This is a genomic window from Luteimonas soli (assembly GCF_042648865.1).
GTDB classification, from domain to species: Bacteria; Pseudomonadota; Gammaproteobacteria; order Xanthomonadales; family Xanthomonadaceae; genus Luteimonas; species Luteimonas soli.
This window is the reverse complement of sequence record NZ_JBHRYA010000007.1, coordinates 695,945-709,756: the sequence shown is the minus strand read 5'-3', so window position 1 is coordinate 709,756 and position 13,812 is coordinate 695,945. Positions and strand designations below refer to the sequence as shown.

16 protein-coding genes and 3 pseudogenes are annotated in these 13,812 nt (G+C 66.8%); 7 read left to right on the top strand and 12 right to left on the bottom strand.

Annotation, left to right across the window (positions count from 1 at the left end; translation table 11 throughout):
- Positions 1-31: 31 nt before the first annotated feature.
- Complete coding sequence (locus tag ACFONC_RS10550; RefSeq protein WP_386743859.1) at positions 32-1,375, bottom strand: alpha/beta hydrolase family protein; 1,344 nt, start codon at positions 1,373-1,375, stop codon at positions 32-34.
- Between the two features lie 290 nt (positions 1,376-1,665).
- Positions 1,666-1,875, bottom strand: coding sequence for a dodecin (locus ACFONC_RS10545; RefSeq protein WP_386743857.1), 210 nt, complete (start codon positions 1,873-1,875; stop codon positions 1,666-1,668).
- Positions 1,876-2,085: 210 nt separating this feature from the next.
- Here ACFONC_RS10545 and ACFONC_RS10540 point away from each other — a divergent pair.
- The 3 genes and pseudogenes from ACFONC_RS10540 to ACFONC_RS10530 form a co-directional block, all read left to right on the top strand.
- Positions 2,086-2,229: pseudogene (locus ACFONC_RS10540) on the top strand (glutathione S-transferase family protein); the annotation flags it as partial.
- Position 2,230: 1 nt separating this feature from the next.
- A pseudogene (locus ACFONC_RS10535) lies at positions 2,231-2,305 on the top strand (hypothetical protein); the annotation flags it as partial.
- A 51-nt stretch (positions 2,306-2,356) separates the two neighbouring features.
- Positions 2,357-2,707, top strand: coding sequence for a glutathione S-transferase C-terminal domain-containing protein (locus ACFONC_RS10530; protein ID WP_386744644.1), 351 nt, complete (start codon positions 2,357-2,359; stop codon positions 2,705-2,707).
- 16 nt (positions 2,708-2,723) lie between these two features.
- Here the strand turns inward: ACFONC_RS10530 and ACFONC_RS10525 are convergent, their stop codons facing one another.
- On the bottom strand, positions 2,724-3,035 hold the full coding sequence (locus ACFONC_RS10525) for an AzlD domain-containing protein (RefSeq protein ID WP_386743855.1): 312 nt from the start codon (positions 3,033-3,035) through the stop codon (positions 2,724-2,726).
- On the bottom strand, positions 3,035-3,754 hold the full coding sequence (locus ACFONC_RS10520) for an AzlC family ABC transporter permease (RefSeq protein WP_386743853.1): 720 nt from the start codon (positions 3,752-3,754) through the stop codon (positions 3,035-3,037). The genes ACFONC_RS10525 and ACFONC_RS10520 overlap by 1 nt, the downstream gene beginning before the upstream one ends.
- 160 nt (positions 3,755-3,914) lie before the next feature.
- Between ACFONC_RS10520 and ACFONC_RS10515 the strand changes: the two genes are divergently transcribed.
- Genes ACFONC_RS10515 through ACFONC_RS10505 form a run of 3 tightly spaced genes read left to right on the top strand, consistent with a single transcriptional unit; the run spans position 3,915 to position 5,480 of the window.
- Positions 3,915-4,640: a hypothetical protein gene (locus tag ACFONC_RS10515; RefSeq protein ID WP_386743852.1), complete on the top strand. Its 726-nt coding sequence runs from the start codon at positions 3,915-3,917 to the stop codon at positions 4,638-4,640.
- A 4-nt stretch (positions 4,641-4,644) separates the two neighbouring features.
- Positions 4,645-5,133: an RNA polymerase sigma factor gene (locus ACFONC_RS10510; RefSeq protein ID WP_386743851.1), complete on the top strand. Its 489-nt coding sequence runs from the start codon at positions 4,645-4,647 to the stop codon at positions 5,131-5,133.
- The gene (locus tag ACFONC_RS10505) at positions 5,133-5,480 is read left to right on the top strand and encodes a hypothetical protein (RefSeq protein ID WP_386743849.1); all 348 of its coding nucleotides are present in this window, start codon (positions 5,133-5,135) and stop codon (positions 5,478-5,480) included. The genes ACFONC_RS10510 and ACFONC_RS10505 overlap by 1 nt, the downstream gene beginning before the upstream one ends.
- 113 nt (positions 5,481-5,593) lie before the next feature.
- On the opposite strand, the gene ACFONC_RS10500 is transcribed toward ACFONC_RS10505, so the two are convergent.
- The 7 genes and pseudogenes from ACFONC_RS10500 to ACFONC_RS10470 all read right to left on the bottom strand — a co-directional run.
- Complete coding sequence (locus tag ACFONC_RS10500) at positions 5,594-6,343, bottom strand: energy transducer TonB (RefSeq protein ID WP_386743848.1); 750 nt, start codon at positions 6,341-6,343, stop codon at positions 5,594-5,596.
- Positions 6,344-6,417: 74 nt separating this feature from the next.
- Positions 6,418-7,560: a DSD1 family PLP-dependent enzyme gene (locus tag ACFONC_RS10495; protein ID WP_386743846.1), complete on the bottom strand. Its 1,143-nt coding sequence runs from the start codon at positions 7,558-7,560 to the stop codon at positions 6,418-6,420.
- A 92-nt stretch (positions 7,561-7,652) separates the two neighbouring features.
- Positions 7,653-8,102, bottom strand: a complete 450-nt coding sequence (gene arr / locus ACFONC_RS10490) for an NAD(+)--rifampin ADP-ribosyltransferase (RefSeq protein ID WP_386743845.1) — start codon at positions 8,100-8,102, stop codon at positions 7,653-7,655.
- Positions 8,103-8,325: 223 nt separating this feature from the next.
- Positions 8,326-8,979 carry a hypothetical protein gene (locus ACFONC_RS10485; RefSeq protein ID WP_386743843.1) on the bottom strand — a complete coding sequence of 218 codons (654 nt, stop codon included), beginning with the start codon at positions 8,977-8,979 and terminating at the stop codon, positions 8,326-8,328.
- Positions 8,980-9,071: 92 nt separating this feature from the next.
- On the bottom strand, positions 9,072-9,680 hold the full coding sequence (locus ACFONC_RS10480) for a glutathione S-transferase family protein (RefSeq protein WP_386743841.1): 609 nt from the start codon (positions 9,678-9,680) through the stop codon (positions 9,072-9,074).
- Positions 9,681-10,579: 899 nt separating this feature from the next.
- A complete protein-coding gene (locus tag ACFONC_RS10475; protein WP_386743840.1) occupies positions 10,580-11,812 on the bottom strand; it encodes an FG-GAP repeat domain-containing protein in 1,233 nt (410 codons plus the stop codon).
- A 282-nt stretch (positions 11,813-12,094) separates the two neighbouring features.
- Positions 12,095-12,241 (bottom strand): annotated as a pseudogene (locus tag ACFONC_RS10470) (NrdJb); the annotation flags it as partial.
- 275 nt (positions 12,242-12,516) lie between these two features.
- On the opposite strand from ACFONC_RS10470, the gene ACFONC_RS10465 reads away from it, so the two are divergent.
- The gene (locus tag ACFONC_RS10465; protein WP_386743839.1) at positions 12,517-13,047 is read left to right on the top strand and encodes an REP-associated tyrosine transposase; all 531 of its coding nucleotides are present in this window, start codon (positions 12,517-12,519) and stop codon (positions 13,045-13,047) included.
- 379 nt (positions 13,048-13,426) lie between these two features.
- Here the strand turns inward: ACFONC_RS10465 and ACFONC_RS10460 are convergent, their stop codons facing one another.
- Positions 13,427-13,744 (bottom strand): EthD family reductase, encoded by a 318-nt coding sequence (locus ACFONC_RS10460; RefSeq protein ID WP_386743837.1) that lies wholly within the window; start codon positions 13,742-13,744, stop codon positions 13,427-13,429.
- Positions 13,745-13,812: the final 68 nt, after the last annotated feature.

Genomic DNA, 13,812 nt, shown 5'->3' with positions numbered 1-13,812 from the left:
GGTTCGCGTGCCGCCCCGCGTGCTTCGCGGGCTATCGCCGCGCAGGACCGGCCACCGGGGGCCCGGCGACTTGCTCTTCCTCTCCTGCGCGGTAGATCGCACTCGTGCCGTAACGCCGCCCACCCAGGCGTCCGTGCAGCACGAAGTCGCGCATCATCGCGAAGTAGCCTTCCGGGTTGCGGGTATCCACGCGCCCGCCGTCGGCAGTGGTTTCATACTCGTAGATGCCGTGTCCCGCACCAGGGAACACCGCCACCGTGATCGGCTTGCCGGCCGCCTGCAGCGCGCGCAGCCGCCGCACGGTTTCGGCGCTCGGTGCGTCGCGGTCGTCGGCACCGAGGATCCACAGCTGCGGCGTGTCGAGGTTGCGCAGCACCGGCATCGGGTCGTAGTGCGCCGGCACGCCGGGCAGCAGCACGGGGCCCTGCTCGCGTACCGTGGCCTCCGGGTTGTCGAGCATGAAGAAGCTGATGTTGCCGCGCACGTGCTCGAACCAGGGCTCGTCGCCATACTTCGCGCGCACGGCCGCGAGCTGGTCGTAGCCTTCGCGGAAGCCACTGGCGACGATGGCCGCCGTGGCGTCGGCGACCTGCATCGCCTTCGTCACCTCATCCGGCCCGTAGCCATGGCTGGCGAGGTCGAGCGCGATGGCTTCGCGATCCTCGTCGAGCGGCGACACCGCCAGCCCGAACCCGACGATCACGAAGTCCACCGGCGCGATCTTCGCCGCAAGCGGCGCCACCCAGCCGCCCTGGCTGCCGCCCTGGTAGCCGATGCGCCCGGCGCGCACGCCGGCCAGGCGCCGGGCCTCGCCCAGCGCGGCGATCGCGTCGTTGGCGAGCAGCAGGTAGTTCTGCGTGTAGTTGCCGCCGGACGCACCGGTGCCGCGCTTGTCGTAGACGAACACGCCGACGCCCTCGGCCGGGAGCTGGCGCTGCAGCGGATAGGAATCGCGCGCGGAGGAATGCTCCGAGCCGTGCACCAGGACGACGATCGGCACGCGCGCATTGCCCTTCGGCATCACCAGGCGCCCGGCCAGGCGCACGCCCGCGCCGTCGAAGCTGGTGTCGGTGACTTCCAGTTCGATGCGTCGCCCGGGCACGCCGGCAAACGTGATGCGTCCGGCGTCGCAATCGAAACCGATGCGTTTGCCGTCGTCGCGTCCGGTCCAGCCGAGCGTGCTCGTCCAGGTGCCGTCCACGCCTCGCGTGAGCTCACCAGTGGTGCCGTCCTGCCGGCGCCAGCGCAGGTGGTCGTCATTGCCCTTCCCCACGTCGACATGGCTGCCGTCGTCCAGTCGATAGCTGCCGATCGGGCAGTCGTTGCCGCGCATTTGTGCCCACGCGGCGGGCTGGCCCGATGCGAGCAGGAGCACGATTGCAACGCTGGCACGCGCAGCGCATGCGAGCGGACCTGCAGGGCCCAACAACGGAATCTTCAAGTGGCCTCCAGCGATGCGGATAAGCGCCGGACGGAACGACGCCGGAGCGCCGCAGCCCATCCGCACGCGACGACCGCACCATGCCACCCGCCCGCACCATCGTGTGGCTCCCTGCGACGGAACACCGGCGCCGGCGACGAAGCACGCCCGTGCGGGGACGAACCTGATGTCGGAGTCGTGCCCCGCGATGTGCGCGCAGGCCGCTGCGCGGCCGCCGGAACGCTTCAGTCGTCCAGCGTGAACCCCACCTTCACCGTCACCTGCCAGTGCGCGACCTTGCCATCCTTCACGTGCCCGCGCGTATCCATGACCTCGAACCAGCGGATGTCGCGCAAGGTCTTCGACGCACGCTCGATGGCCGTGCGCACGGCGTCATCGATGCTTTCGGTGGAGGAACCGGTCAACTCGGTCGACTTGTAGACGTGGTCGCCCATGGCAGTGCTCCGTCGGAGTGGAGCGCCAGCCTCTCCCTGCCGACGGGGCGCGTCAACCCGGCTCGCCGGGAAGTCCGGCAACCGCCCCGACAGGGGCCTGCGTACTTGCGCGGGCCATGGGTTGGTCGTCCCGTGGCGCCGTGTCGATCCGGCAGTGCCTTGTTCGTCAATCAGGAAAGCGTGCCCGCAGACCGAAGGAACAAGACATTGATGAAACTCTACGGAACACCCCCGACCCGCGCCCTGCGCGTCATCTGGCTGCTCAACGAGCTGGGCCTGGAATACGAGCGCTGCCCGGTGGACTTCATGAAGGGCGAGGCGCAGCGGCCGGCGTTCCTCGACCTCAACCCCGCGGCCAAGGTTCCCGGTGCTGGTCGATGGCGACGTCGTGCTGACCGAGTCGGCTGCCATCCAGCTCTACCTCGCCGAAAAACACCCCGAGGCGGGCCTCATCCCGGAGGCGCTGGACGACCGGGCGCAGATGTATCGCTGGATCTTCTTCCTGGTGACCGAGATCGAGCAGCCCCTGTGGCGCATCGCGCGGCACACGGCCATCTATCCCGAAGACAAGCGCCTGCCGCAGGACATCGCACTGGCCCGGCAGGACTGCCTGGCGATGGTGGCGGTGCTGGAACGCCACATGGCGGGCCGCGAATTCATGGCGGGCGACCGGCTGAGCGTGGCCGACTTCAACGCCGCGTACACGCTCGACTGGGCGAACACGGCACGGATGCTCGACGACGCGCCGCAGCTGCGTGCGTACCTGGCGAAGATGTACGCGCGCCCCACGGCTCCGCCGACTATCGCCGAAGCGTTCGCGGCATCGGCGTAGCCAACGCAGGCGTTGGTCAGCCCACGCCCATCCACCGCAGCAACGCGGCGGCCGCCGCGCCGACGACGACCACCAGCAGGAACGGCGCGCGCAGCCACAGCGCCACGCCGGCAACCAGCAGCGCGCCCAGCCGCGCATCGAGCGCCAGTCCCGCGCCGCTGCCGAAGGTGTTCATCGCGGTCAGCGACGCCAGCAGCCCGATCGTCAGCGTGCCGGCGACGCGGGTCATGCGCGCGTTCTCCAGCCAGCGCGGCGGCACCAGGTAGCCCGCCAGCTTGATCGCGTACGCCGCGGCGCAGGCCAGCAGCAGCCATCCGGTCAGCTGCATCAGTGCTGCTCCCGGCGCGTCGCGAGCTCGACCGGATCGACGTCCGGCTCCAGGCCCTCGTCCGCGGGCCCGCGGCTGAACCAGCCCCACAGCGCCGCCACCAGCGCCGCGATCAGGATGGGAATGCCGGACGGCACCACCGGCAGCGCCAGCACCGTGACCAGCGCGCACACCACCGCCAGCGCCACCGGCTCGCGCTGCCGCAGCCGCGGCCACAGCAGGCCGAGGAAGGCCGCCACCGCCGCGCCGTCCAGCCCCCACCGGCGCGGGTCGCCCAGCGCGTCGCCGAGCAGCGCGCCGACGAGGGTGAACACGTTCCAGAGGACGAAGACGCCCACGCCGGCCGCCCAGAATCCGCGCCGCTGTTCGTCCGCGTCGACCTGGCCGGCGGCGGTGGCCGCGGACTCGTCGATGGTCACCTGCGCGGCCGCCCACTTGCGCCAGCCCCGCGGCCGCAGCATCTGGTTCATCTGCATGCCGTACACCGCGTTGCGCACGCCCAGCAGCGTGGCCGCGCCGAACGCCGCCGGCCCCGCGCCACCGCCGGCCACGACCCCGATGAAGGCGAACTGCGAGCCGCCGGTAAACATCAGCAGGCTCAGCGCCACCGTCTGCCACACCCCCAGGCCCGCCGCCACGCCCAGCGCGCCGAACGACACGCCGTACAGCCCCGTCGCGACGGCGATCGACAGGCCCATCCTCACTGCCGGCGATTGCATGCCCATCTTCCGCACCACGACACCCGCTTGCCGGCAAGAGTACCGGACCGGAAGGACGCGAAAGCGGCGCGAACGGGCATCGGAATGAAGGATTCCACCCCCGGCGTGTAGAAAGGAGGGAGCGGCCCGGCGTGGCCGGAAACCGGAAGGGAGAATACACATGCGGATATCGAAGGCGCGAAGCGTCGCGTTCCTCGCCATTGCGGCGCTGGCCACCCTGGCAGCGTGCGACCGTGGCAACGGCGGCACGTCCGCGGACGGCGAGGCGAAAGCGGTGCGGATCTACGAGGTGCCGCCGGCGCAGCTGCAATCGACGGAAAGCGCGCTCAGCATCGTGCTGTCCGGCAGCAAGACCGGCTCGGTATCGAGCAGCGATGGCCGCCTGGTGGTGCTGGCCCCGGCCAGCACGCAGGCCTCGATCGGCAAGGCGATCGAGGAACTCTCCAAACGCCCGGCAGACAGCGCACCGGGCGGGGACGGTCCGGTCCGCCTGCGCTTCTGGCTGCTGGAAGGCAGCGCCAAGGCCACCCCGCCCGACCCGCGCCTGGCGCCGCTCAAGCCGGCGCTGGACGAGGCATCCCGCGGGCTCGGGCTGCAGGGATACACGCTGCAGGGATTCACCGATGTGCTGACGTCGCCGGGCAAGCCATTCCGGTCGGAAGCCAGCAACATCAACGTCGCAGGCAAAGCCAGCCCTCAGGCGTCCGGCGTGGCGCTCAGCGCCAGCATCGACGCCGCCCAGATGAGTGGTGGCTGGTCGGGTTCGATCCACACCGACGCCCTGCTGGAGCCGGGCCAGTTCCTGGTCCTGAGCAGCACCGCGGGCACGGACGGCAACATGCGGCTGATCGTTGCCCAGGCGCAACTGCCCGCGGACAAGTCCTGAGCCCATGCCGGTCGACGAGACGGAACTCGTTGCGTCGTATCGTCGCGTCGAGCATCCGCTCTACAACGCGCTGTACCGCATGCTGTGGGACGCGCAGGAATGCCAGGACGTGATCCACGACGCCTACCTGCGCCTGTGGCAGCGCAAGGCGCGCGTCGATGCCGACCGCATCGACGCGCTGGCGTGGACGGCCTCGCTCAACCTGGCCCGCAACCGCCTGCGCTGGCGCAGGCTGCGCGGCTGGCCCGCGGCGCCGGAGGCGGTGGACGCCATTGCCGGCGAGGACGATCCGCAGGCATCCGCGGAGCAGGCGCGCCTGCACACCGCGCTGCGGCGGCTTCCGGTCGCGATGCTGGAAGTGGTGCTGATGGCCGAGTTCAGCGGCATGGGCACGCGCGAGATCGCGCTCGCGCTCGGCATCCCCGAAGGCACCGTTGCCTCGCGCAAGCATGGCGCGGTGCTACGGTTGAAACAGTGGCTGGGAGAACGCTGATGGCGCACGACCCGATGCACGATGACCACATGCCGACCGGCAACCTGTCCAGGCTGGCACCACCGCCGGGCGGCGAACGCCGGCTGCGCGAAGCGCTGCGCGACCGCGGCACGCATGCCTTCGGCTGGAAGTTGCCCGTCGCTGGCGCCTGCGCCTCGCTGTGCGTGCTGGCACTGGTTTACGCACTGCAACCGGACCCGCTCGACGCCGAAGTCCGACGCGCCGTAAGCGAGGCCACCGCGCCCATCCAGGGCATCCGCGTGGCAGGCGCCCGCGTCGAGCCCATCGCCTCGCACGACGCCAACGTGCGCATCTATCGGCTTACCGACAGCCAGCGGACGCAGTAGCGGTTCCCGCGACTGGCCGGGAGAACCGGTGTCACCGCGGAAAACAGATCACCGGCAGGCCGCATCTCATCCTCCATGCCCGACCCATGCTGGCTGTCGAAACCTTCCCGTCGTCAGATCGCCTGGCCGCGGATGTCGGTCTTCAGCACCACCGCGCTCGCGTCGCCCTGGTACAGGCCGGCGGGCAGCTTGCGTTCCGCGGCCGCGTTCTCCCGCTTGCGGTTGCAGTCGCTCGACGACACTCCCAGGCAGTATTCGATCGGGATCCTGACCGTCGAGCCTGGCACGACGTGGCCCGCCACCAGTTCGGGCCGGAACTTCCAGTGCTTGACCGCCTCGGTGGCCGAGGCGAGGAACACCTTGCCGTAACGGGCCGAGCGGCTCTTGTCGCTGATCTCGTACGTCGTCTCGACGATGACCGGCGAACCATCGGCATTCACTTCAACGGTCACGGTCACCGTCGCTTCGATGCCGAGGCGCACGGCGTCCATCGGATAGGCCGGCAGCACAAGGCTCCGTGCGGACGGTCCCGTCTTCGCATCGGCCAGGCGCATGGCCAGGGACCCATCGGCAAGCTCGTCGACAAGGATGTGGATCAGCAGGCCCGTCTGCGTCGACGCGGGCTGGCCATCGGCGGTGGCCGGCTCGAACTCCCAGCTGCGCACGACGGGCGCCAGGCGCTCGGCGATGATCGCGTGCACCTTGGACTGCTCTTCCCACTGCAGGTCCTGCACGTGGCCGGCCTCGTCGATCTGCACGCCAGCGCGCAGCCAGACATCGATCGTCTCCGGCTGCCTGGACCCCGCCGTCGCGATTCCGCACATCGCCACCAGCGCGATGACTACCAGACGCATGATCCGCATGTTCCGCCCCCTTGATGATCTCCCGGCCGGATCATATCGCGACGATCGCAGCAACGCGGGCCGGAGGCCGGGCATCACCATCCGCGCATGCGCTCCCAGCGCAGCACCTCGCCCGGTCGATCGGCCGACAGCACGTGGTATTCGTCGAACTGCGCGGCGGTGGCGCAGGCGTGGTTGGGCAGGATCCGCAGGCGCGTGCCCACCGGCAGCTCGGGCAGCGGCGCCCCGCTTCCCGGCCGCAGCTCGACGATGCCGTGCTCCTGGTTGGCGCCGGTGACCAGCAGGTCGGGCAGCGGCGAGCCGGCCTCGTCGCAGACCACGCCGTAGCCCTGGTCCACGCGCTGGCTCGCCGTTCCGCGGTCGCGCGACAGCGCCATCCAGCCCGCGTCGACGATGACCCGGCCCTTGTCGCGCTGGTGGCCGATGACCGTGGCCAGCACCGAGATCGCGATGTCGTCGAGTTCGCAGACGCCGATGCCAGCCATCACCAGGTCGAAGAACACGTAGACGCCCGCACGCACCTCGGTGACGCCGTCGAGGTTGCGCGCGAAGTGGGCGGTGGGGCTCGACCCGACGGACACCACCGGGCACGGCAGGCCGGCATCGCGCAACATGCGCGCGGCGTTGACCACGGCCATGCGTTCCTGCTCGGCGAATGCCGCGAGGGCTTCGTCTCCCACCGCGCCGTAGCTGTCACCGGCGTGCGTCATCACGCCGCGCAGTTCCACGCCACCGTCGTGCAGGATCCGCCCCACTTCCACCAGCCGCGGGTCGTCGGGCCTGAGCCCCGAACGATGGCCGTCGCAGTCGATCTCGATCAGGGTCGGGAACGTGTCGCGCATGTGCGCGGCGGCATCGGCCACCGCGCGCGCCTGTTCGGCCGAGTCGAGCACGATGGCCAGGTCGCAGCCGGCATCGCGCAACGCCTTTACGCGCGCGAGCTTCCCCGGCGCGATGCCCACCGCATACAGGATGTCGCGCACGCCCGCCGCGGCGAAGTATTCGGCTTCGCGCAACGTCGACACCGTCGCCGGCCCGTTGCCGCCGGCCAGCAGTTGCCGGGCCACCTCCACCGATTTGGCCGTCTTCAGGTGCGGGCGCGGCACGACATCGAGCGGTGCCAGTTTTTCCGCCAACCGGCGGATGTTGGCGCGCATCCGCGCCTCGTCGAGGACGAGGGCCGGCGTGTCGATTGCACTGAGGTCGAACGATGTCATGGCAGCACCTGCTGGCTCCGGTGGCAACAACATACCGGCTTGGCACGACAGCGGCGATGCCACGCCGCCGCCAACGTGCAGGACATTCGTCCCTAGTTGATGATCTCGCCCATGCCCGCCTCGATGCGTTCCCTCAGGTGCCGGAGGAATTCCGGGTCGAACAGTTCCCAGCTTTCGATTTCGCCGACGATCTTCAAGGGATGGGTGCTGCGGTAGGACCGTGTCGGGTTGCCCGGGAACTTCTGGTTGGTGACGTTGGGATCGTCCTCGAACGCGCCGGTGGGCACGACGAGATACACCCGTGGCCGGCCGGGCCCTCGGGCCATGTCGGCGGCCAGCCCGGCGCCCTTTGGAACACTCGTGAAGTAGATGTGGTTCATCACCACGCTGTGGTCATAGTTGGACCTGAAGCCCGCGCTCAGCAGGTCGCCAACCGCGAGGTCGGCTTTTGTCCCGTGGTAGAACGGGCCGGCCACGCTGTCGCAATTGCCGGGGGAAACGGGAACCCAGTCATTGTCCGGGGCGAACTCGTCATCGTGCATCGTCCGGTTCTCGCGTCTCCTGCCCGATCGGCAGGGCGGCGATTCTAGTGAGCGCGATGCGCCTTGCCGCAAGCCCCTCCGGGGGTTATAAATTCATGGTGGGGAGGCGAGAAACGCCTCCCTTTTTCGTTTCCGGCAAGCCGGCGTTGCCTGCGTGGCGTGCTGCGCCACGTGCATGCCCGGTCGCGAGACGCATGGGATCTCGAACCACCGCATCCATCGGTCACAACGACAGGTACTGCTCGGCGTAGTAGCTCATCATGAAGTTGCGCAGCTGTTCATCGCTGAGCGCGTCGCCCTGCTCGCGCAGTTCCTCGAGCGACTTCCTGTATTCCTCGGTGGCGGTGAATGCCTCGAACTTGTCCGCCTTGTAGCGCTCGAACTCATCCGCCGACAGCCTCACATGTTCGACCACGCGGCCGGCCACGATGCGCAGCACCTGGTAGCGCTCGTACGAAGACCCGTAGCCCATATGGACGTAGTGCGTCATCTCCCCGTCCGGGACGATGAGCGCACCGCTGTACCAGTCGGCGACCACCGGCGCCGCGGCCGAGGGGAACAGATCGCCGAGGATGCTTTTCGGCGTGTAGTCGCCAGGCTCTTCCCCGGCGACGAGGATCGTCGCGTCCCGCAGCACGAGCTTGCCGTCGGCGATCTCCCACGAGGCGGTGTAGCCACGCCAGTTGGCCGAGGAAACCATCGCCTCCTTCGGCGGCAGCCATCCGCTGGCGACGAGCCGGGGCGTGAGCGGATTGGTGTTGAGCGCGTAGTCCTGGCCGTCGATGAGGATCCGGTCCGGGATCTGCGCAGTGGCAAGGGCCATCGACGGGAACATGGTCGACAGCGCGAGGATGGCGATGATCAGGAGCCGTGGCATGGGACCTCCTTGTGGCTGACGCAGGAAGGAGAAAGTCGACTCTGACCCCTGTTTCTGCTCGGAAAGGCTCCCGAGACGCTTCGCGCGCAGGATCACGCCGGTTCGTCGTGCGCGGCGAAATGCGCCATCTGGCCGTCGTATGCCCGCTTGAACGCGGGACGCGCGCAGGTCCGGTCGACGTAGGCGCGGATCGACGGGAAATCGCCGGCCGCCCGCACCTTCGGGACCCGCAGCACATCCGCCATCAGCAGGTCGGCGACGGTGAACCGCCCGGCGGCCAGCCATTCCCGCCGCGCCAGCACCGCATCCAGGTGCGCCAGTCGCTTGAGCACCCACCCTTCCAGCGGATTGTCCGCGTCGGCGGACAGGCCAATGAACCACCAGGGCACGGTCACCATCTCGATCGAATTGAGCGCGGCGATCGTCCATTGCAGCGTCTCCGCCTCGCCAACGGCATCGCGCGGCATCAGCGCTTCGCTTTTGCGCGCCAGATGCAGCAGGCATGCACCGCTTTCGAACATGGTGATGTCGCCGTCTTCGAGGAACGGCACCTGCCCGAACGGCTGGCGCGCGAAGTGCTCCGGCCCGCGGTCCTTGAGCGGAACCGACCGGACCTCGTAGCCCAGCCCCGCCTCCTCGCACGCCCAGCGCAGCCGTAGGTCGCGGACGAAACCGCGCGGCCCGGACTTGCCCGCGGGCACCCAGTCGTAGGTCCAGATGGTCAACACGCCCGCCATGCCTGTTCTCCACATCGTTCGTACCAAAGCCTACGCCCAAGCCGCAAGCAGCCTGGCCTTGTCCTCTCGACGAACGAGCCTGCACCAGATCGACAACTGCCATGGCGTGACGAAGCCACGAGGAACGGCGCCACCGTGGGCGGCACGAGAGAATGTCCACTCTGACCTCTGTTTCATGCCCCCTGCTTCAGACCGCAAGCCTCCGACCCTTGCGCGCAAGGGTCCAGGGCTTGCGCGCAAGGGTCTGAGCCCGGCGCGCCAGCGAAAAAGTCCCGAGCGCCAACGAAAAAGCCTCGCGCGCAAGGCGAAAAGCCTGGCGTTCCAGCCAAACCGCCCGGCGTTCCGACCGGATTGCCCCGCGCACCGGCCTTCCCGGACCGAACCGCGGTGCTTCTTGCTCCAGCCGCGAGCCGCAACACCCGGCGCGCGAGGCTTTTTGGTTCGCGGCCCGACCAGAACGGTCGGTCGTTCAATGAAATCAGTCGGCGTTCGGACCTTCGCGGTCGGAGTCCGGCACTTTTTGCCTTGCGCGCAAGCCTTGAACCCTTGCGCGCAGACCTGAAACCCTTGCGCGCAAGCCAAATCGCCTCGCGCAGAGTCTCCCGATGGCCCACATCGCCGGATCTTTCCCGGCAGCCGACCCGACCGGGGCCGGCTCGCAGGGCCGAAGCGGGTCAGATTCACTTTTCAACAGCCACACAAGTGAACCCGACCCCGTTCTTCATCATCCAGCCTGCAATCACGCGCAACTGGGCGATGGGTTTCGCTTCGCTCTACCCATCCTACGAGCTGGATCAAATGGCTCTGGCCCGATGAAAACGTGGGGAAACCTTAGAACTTGACCCAGTTCTTGTTCGCGGGAATCAGTTCAAGCGAATCGGTGGCAGCACTCCACCAAGGAGATGATCACGTGCCTGACAGTTCCTGGAGACATAGACGATGAGCCCCAAGCTTGACTCTGCCCTGACGGCATCCTTGCAGCCATCGCTGTTGATGTCTCCAACGGCGATCAACTGGCTACCGAAGCCATTTCCGCCAAGGCGGCCATGATTGATAATTCTTTCGGGGGACAACCCGTTCTCGCCCGCAAGGTAATACCCCATGTCCCAACCGGCGTGGTCCACGAAAAGGTCCAGCCAGCCATCCCCATTCAAGTCTGCGCTGAGCATCCCCGAAGGCACTTCCCAGGTATCAATGAGAAAGGGCGAACTCAGCTCGCCCGCATTCCCCTGCTTCAGAACAATGATCTCCACCGGCGTGTTCTTCTCGACGGACACCGCAATATCCGGCACCCGATCCCCAGTCCAATCGCCTATCGCCAGCCCCCCATACTTCCAACCGCCCTGCGGGAGGACATGCTCAATGTAGGCGGTTTCCCCTGCAGGTCGGTGATGATCGACGATCCAGATCTTGTGAACCGTCCGTGCGCCGGACAAAACAACGAGCTCGTCGTGCCCATCCCGATCGAAGTCCGAGACCTTCACGTCGTACGGCAATTCCACGAAGCCGAAAACCGCTTCCGATTGTGTGAACGTTCCATCGCCATTGTTGTAGTAGGCAGTCGCACTGCTCGCGATATTGAATGCGACGACGTCCAGATCGCCATCGATATCCAGATCGACTACGGCCATTTCCCTCATCCACTGGGCACTCTCCACCTCCAGGGGATCGCCTTGGAACTCCTCGGCAATGGGGTAGGCCCGAGTATCGAAACCGTCTGGCCTGGACCGCATCACGAGCAACCGTTGCCCGAAGGCAACGAGCACGTCGGAGAATCCATCCCTGTCAATATCCGCCAGCGCAACATCGCCATCCGGGACATATAGGCGCTTGCCGGCAGGAATTCCTTCTACGTACGAATAGGCAACCGGATCTCGCAATTCGCCGGACCCGTCTTGGGCATAGACCAGAATCGAGTCGTTCATCGGTGACGCGCCATATAGCAGTGTCATCAGTACGACGTCATTTCGCCCGTCTCGCGTGACGTCTCCGATCTCGACGGCATGAGGCCAGCTATTGGTGCTGTCATGCCAATCGCCAATCTCGTACAGCTTGTGCGGCAGGATGAACTCGAACTCCCCAGTGCCCACCTTCATTGTTCCTGCAGCATCAATGCTGGCCTGCGGCGGCCGCAAAGGTGCACTCCACGGGAGCACGAGCCCAGGCGAGTCCAATTGAGTACTGCCTGCCCGGTGAGCATCTCCATTCCCGGATGAACCGGACGAAGAACAGCCAACAAGTGCTATTACGAGAAACTGGGCTGCTGCGATCTTGACCGTTCGCGACCATTTCCCCATGCCCCTTCCCCCTAGACCATTCCGTGCATGAGGCGGCTAGCCTAGCAGGATTCTTGCCCCGTCAACCGCATATTGATTCCCTCACCCGCACTTCGAATACCCACAATTCAAACAAGTAGCACACCCATCCATGATCACCACGGCTTTCGTCGAGCACTTGTGGCACATGGACGCGGACGGCGGGAAGGTGGCGCCGTCGCCGGTGACGGCGATGTCCTCGGCGGGGTCTTCCATGTTGGCGGTGTAGTCGATCGGCTCGGGCTTTTCGGCCTGGCCGCTTACGTCAGGGCTTTTTTCTTAGCGCTGTTCGTAGGCGGCGCGCTCCTCGGCGATCAGGGCGTAGGGCGGAACCGCCGCAGGCGATTCCGCCGGATGCGGATCGAGCGACGCAACCCGAAACACATGCGGCGGAATCCGCTGCGCGGGTTCCGCCCTACGAAACCGTTCCCGCAGTCACCCCAACCCGGCAAGATACAACTCCCGCACATCAAAGGATTGATGGCATGCCTGATTACCGACGGGCCCGCGCCACGGGTGCCACGTGGTTCTTCACCGTCAACCTGCTCGAACGCCACCGCAACACACTGCTGGTGGACGAGATCGAGCGCCTACGCACCTGCCTGCAAGTCGAACGCTCGCGCCGTCCATTCGCGATCCTGGCCTGGGTCGTCCTGCCTGAACACATGCATTGGCTGTGGCGCCTGCCACCGGGTGACTCCGACTATTCAACGCGATGGCGACGCATCAAGACCGATTTCAGCCGCGGATTGTCCCGATCGGAACGTCGCTCGAAGGTCCGGCAGTCGCGTGGCGAACGCGGCATCTGGCAACGCAGGTTCTGGGAGCACCAGATCCGCGACGAGACAGACCTTCGGCACCACACCGACTACATCCACTTCAACCCGGTCAAACACGACCTGGTTGCGCGGACGGCGGATTGGCCGCACTCCAGCTTCGCCGCCTATGTCGAGAGAGGTGTGTATGCCCCCGATTGGGCGGCCGCGCCTTCGCTCAAAGTCCCCGGCGACAGATAGCGCCGGATGACGTAGATGCGGATCGAGCGATGCAGCCCGGAAGGCATGCGGCGGAATCCGCTGCGCGGGTTCCGCCCTACGAGGTCTTGAGAGATGAAAGGTGGGGAAACCTCAGACTCTGACCCCTGTTTCAGAAGTACACCTGGCCCCGTTCTTCCGGCCCTTTGAAAAGAAAAGCGCACTCCATCCCCTGTTCTGGTCCGGGATCTGCGCGGTAGCGAGCGCCATCGCCGGGAAGAAGGTCGCCAGCGCGATGATGACAATGCTCAGGAACCGTGACATGGCGCATCCCTTGAAGAAAGTCGACTCTGACCCCTGTTTCTCAACCAACGACAGAACCAGGCCAGGAAACGGGCTCAGGTTCAACCTGCGTCGGCCATCAAGGCGCCGGCAACACTTCGCTGAACTGGATCAGCGGCTGCACATCGGTGTAGTTGGGGATATCGCCACCGAGGCGATCGCCGACCTGCGCCCAGATCGCCAGGAAATCCTCGATGGACTCGAACAGCATGTGGCACGACATGACATACGCAGCCGGCGAACCCGGCTCGGCACCGGCGATACCGCGCTCCAGCGTGATGCCCTTGCACGCGTCGCCCAGCAGGCGCCTGGACATCGGCATGTGGGTGCCGAAGTAGTAGTCCAGGTCGAAGCGGCTACCGGGCGTGTTGGGATAGAGGATGTTGAGGCGGATCATTGGCAAGTCCCTGGCGGCTGGTCTCTCGCTTTGCTTTGCGGACTCCGGATTCAAACGGAAATGTTCTC